The organism is Pseudomonas sp. UBA5568 (assembly GCF_002425525.1).
GTDB lineage: Bacteria > Pseudomonadota > Gammaproteobacteria > Pseudomonadales > Pseudomonadaceae > Aquipseudomonas > Aquipseudomonas fulva.
This window is the reverse complement of sequence record NZ_DIMK01000007.1, coordinates 1-3,703: the sequence shown is the minus strand read 5'-3', so window position 1 is coordinate 3,703 and position 3,703 is coordinate 1. Positions and strand designations below refer to the sequence as shown.

Annotated in this window: 3 protein-coding genes; 1 reads left to right on the top strand and 2 read right to left on the bottom strand. The window is 65.8% G+C overall.

Translation table 11 applies throughout. The annotated features are described in order from the left end of the window. The first annotated feature begins 206 nt into the window (after window positions 1–206). Complete coding sequence (locus B2S33_RS03160; RefSeq protein ID WP_027916270.1) at window positions 207–1,112, top strand: LysR family transcriptional regulator; 906 nt, start codon at window positions 207–209, stop codon at window positions 1,110–1,112. Window positions 1,113–1,122: 10 nt separating this feature from the next. Here the strand turns inward: B2S33_RS03160 and B2S33_RS03155 are convergent, their stop codons facing one another. Both B2S33_RS03155 and B2S33_RS03150 read right to left on the bottom strand, forming a co-directional pair. Next, window positions 1,123–1,818, bottom strand: coding sequence for a response regulator (locus B2S33_RS03155; RefSeq protein WP_027916271.1), 696 nt, complete (start codon window positions 1,816–1,818; stop codon window positions 1,123–1,125). Next, a partial coding sequence (locus B2S33_RS03150) for a DUF4118 domain-containing protein (RefSeq protein ID WP_288649813.1) occupies window positions 1,815–3,703 on the bottom strand: 1,889 nt, incomplete at its 5' end. The genes B2S33_RS03155 and B2S33_RS03150, both read right to left, overlap by 4 nt.

The following is a 3,703-nucleotide window of genomic DNA, read 5'->3' as shown; positions in this document are numbered from 1 at the left end:
CAACGGCAACGGCAATGGCAACGGCAACGGCAACGGCAACGGCAACGGCAACGGCAACGGCAACGGCAACGGCATCTTGGGCTAAAACTCCAGCCCCATTTCAGGACGAATCTTATAGATGAACCCCGAAGACCCGTAAGGCGGTAGCAATCTCCCCGCCCCAGCATTACCCTCGACCCCCACCCCGCTCAGCATCAGGCACCCGCATGGCCTTCACCAGTGACTCCCTTACGATCTTCCTGGCCGTGCTGGAGGCAGGGTCCTTTTCCGCTGCAGCGCGCAAGCTAGGCCGGGTGCCATCCGCAATAAGCATGGCCATCGCGCAACTGGAGGCAGAACTGGACCTGCCGCTGTTCGACCGCACCACCCGCAAAGCCTTGCCCACCAGCGCAGCACTGGCGCTGGAGCCGCAGGCCAGGCAAGTGATCTGCCAGCTGAACCTGCTCGATGCCCAGGCCCTGCAACTGCACCAAGGCTTGGAAAAGCGCCTGACCCTCGCCATGGCACCCGAACTGCAAACCGGGCCCTGGAGCCAACCCCTACACGCCTTGGCGCAGGCCTTTCCCGGCCTGGAAGTGGAGGTGCGCTCGGCCAGCCAGCGCGAGGCCATCCGCTTGCTGCACGACGGCACCGTGCAACTGGCACTGGTCTTCGAACGCCCGGGTATCGATGAGCGAGAGTCGTTTCTCGAAGCCGGCAGTCAGCTACTGGTGGCCGTCGCCTCCCCGCGTCACCCTGCCGGCGTGCAGGGTGCCATGCCCCTGCCCGAAGAAGCCTTCGCCGAACAGCGGCAGATCATCGTCGCCTCCGGCAACCCCACCGGCTCTGACCCGCGCATGGTGCTGTCCCGACGCATCTGGCTGACCGACAGCTACCTGGCCACACTGGACCTGGTGCAATCAGGCCTTGGCTGGGCTTATTTGCCACAGCCCCTGGTAGAGCCGCTCATCGCGTCAGGCGCACTGGCAGAGGTGCGCATGGACAATATGGCCAGCCGCCTGCGCCTGTGGGTGGACATCATCTGGATCAAATCCAGACCCTTGGGCCTGGGCGCACGGCACTACCTGGACAGCGTCCGCACGCTGTTCGAGAAGGACCCGCCCAGAGCCTGAGCCAGGCCAGTCACTGCACTGGGGCGAGCAACCGGTACCCTACCCCTGCCTCGGTGGCAATGAAGCGCGGCGCCATTGGGTCGTCGCCAAGCTTTTGCCGCAGGTGCCCGACCACGATGCGCAAATAATGCGTGTCACCCACATGGGTTGGCCCCCAGATGTCCTTGAGCAGTTGCTGCTGAGTGATGACGCGCCCCGGATGGCTTGCAAGTTGCGCCAACAGTGCATATTCCTTGCGGGTCAAGGTCACTTCGGCGTCATCCAGGGTCACGCGTCGCAAGGCAAGATCGACGGTCAGCGGCCCAATGCTGAGGCAGGCTGGGGCACCGCCCGTCTGCGGTATCTGCCTGAGCAGCGCGCGAATACGTGCAAGAAACTCCTGAATGCCAAACGGCTTGGTCACATAGTCGTTGGCGCCGCTGTCCAAGGCGTCGACCTTCTGCGCTTCGCTGGCGCGTACCGACAAGACCACCACCGGCACCGTGCTCCACTGGCGCAGTTCGCGCAGCACCTGCTGCCCGTCCATGTCCGGCAGGCCCAGGTCCAGGACCACCAGGTCAGGCTTACCCAAGGCCGCCTGCGCCAGCCCCTGGGTGCCGTTCTCCGCTTCTAGGACTTTATAACCCTGGGAAGCCAGGCTGATGCGCAGGAATTTGCGGATCTGGGGCTCATCATCGATGACCAGCAAAGTGGCGGTCTGGCTCATGGCAGGTCGCTTCCGGTATCCGGTTGGGTAGGCAGCGGCAAGCATAAAGTCATGCAGGTGCCAACGCCATCGATGCCCTCGCCAACCCTGACCTGACCGCCATGTGCCCCGATCATCCCCTGGCAGATCGCCAAGCCCAGGCCGGTGCCCTGACCACCGCGATCACCGCGGGCAGCGGTGTAGAACATGTCGAAGACCTTGTCCCGATCTGCCAGGGCAATGCCAGGGCCTTCATCGCTGACGGCGATGTGCAGTTGCTGGTCGCGCGCCGTCACCTCGACGCGCAGCCGCCCCTGAGCAGGCGAAAACCGCGCGGCATTCTCGAGCACGTTGACCAGGGCCTGCTCGATCAACGCGGCATGCACGAACAGCAGCGGCAAGTTGGCCGGCACCTGAGTTTCCAGGTTCAGGGGTGCCAGCACGGCGCGCAGTCGATGCAACGCGCTGCCCACGATGTCGGCAGGCGCTACCCAGTCCCGTGCCAGCTTGAGACTGCCGTGTCCCAGGCGGGTCATGTCCAGCAGGTTCTGAATATAGCGGTCCAGCCGCTCGGCTTCGTCGCGGGTGCCTTCGAGCAGCTCACGCCGGTCCGACTCGGCAAGGGCCTCGCCCAACGCCAGCAAACTGTCGATGCTGCCGCGCATGGACGTCAGCGGCGTGCGCAAGTCGTGGGATACGGAGGCCAGCAACGCACTGCGCAGTTGTTCGGTCTCACCGTGCAGACGCGCCGCCTCCAACTGCTCGGACAACTGCGCCCGCGCCAGGGCCTGGGCCACAGGCTGCGCCAAGCCACGAAGCAATCGCCGGTCGGGGCCACTGAGTGCCTGGCCTGGGCGCTCAGACACACCCATCAAGGCCAGAGGCTGGCTGTCCACGGTCAAGGGCCACCACCACCAACGCCCTTCGGGCAGGGTGTCGCTGCTGCGCCCGGCCGCCTGGTCGTGCTGCCAGGCCCACTGGGCCGCGGCGCGCTCGTTATCGGTGAAAGCAATGGGACCGCCGCTGGCTATGTGCAGTTGGCCATGCTCGTCGCGCTGCAGGATGCAGACCTGCCAACCAAGCCGACCATCGAGGTGCTGGTGCGCAACCTCCAGCACCGCCTGACGGTCCGTGGCCCCGGTCAGGCGTCGAGACAGGTCCAACAACTGGATGGTTTGCGCCTGGGTTTCACGCAGGGCCTGCAACTGGCTGCGCTGGCGCGCGGCCAGGTTACCCGTGAGCGCGGCCATCAGCAGGAAGAACACCAGGGTCAGCACGTCCTCTTCGCGCTGGATACTCAGGGAAAAGTTGGGCGGAATGAACAGAAAATCGTACGCCAGGAATGAAAGCAGCGCACAGGCCAGGGCGGGGCCAAGGCTGGTGCGCACCGCCACCAGCAGGACCGCTGCCAGAAACACCAGGGAAATGTTGGGCAATGCCAGCACGCTGGCCACTGCCCAGGCCAGGCCCGCCGCCAGAGCGGTCGCTGCCAGCGCCAGCAGGTAATGTCGCCACACCCACGCATACCGGGCCGTTGGCTTGGGTGCCGAGCGCAGGACGTCGCGATCGAGCACATTGACCTCCAGACCCTGACTGGCCCGCAACAGCCGTGCAGCGACACCAGCGCCGAACAGGCGGCGGCGCCACCGGTCTCGGGACTGTCCGACCAGTACCACGCTGGCACGCCGCTCTCGGGCATGCTCGATCAGTGTACGGGCCACCTCCGCGGCGCGCAGCACGACCACGTCCCCACCCAGGCGCTCGGCCAGTTGCTGGGCGGCCTGTAACCGCTGGCGCCCGCTCTCGTCGCGCAGGCGACCGTTGTCCACGTGGACCAGGCTCCAGGGTAGGTGCCGGCGCTGCGCCACGCGGCTGGCATGACGCACCAAGCGCTCGGCCTGGTCAT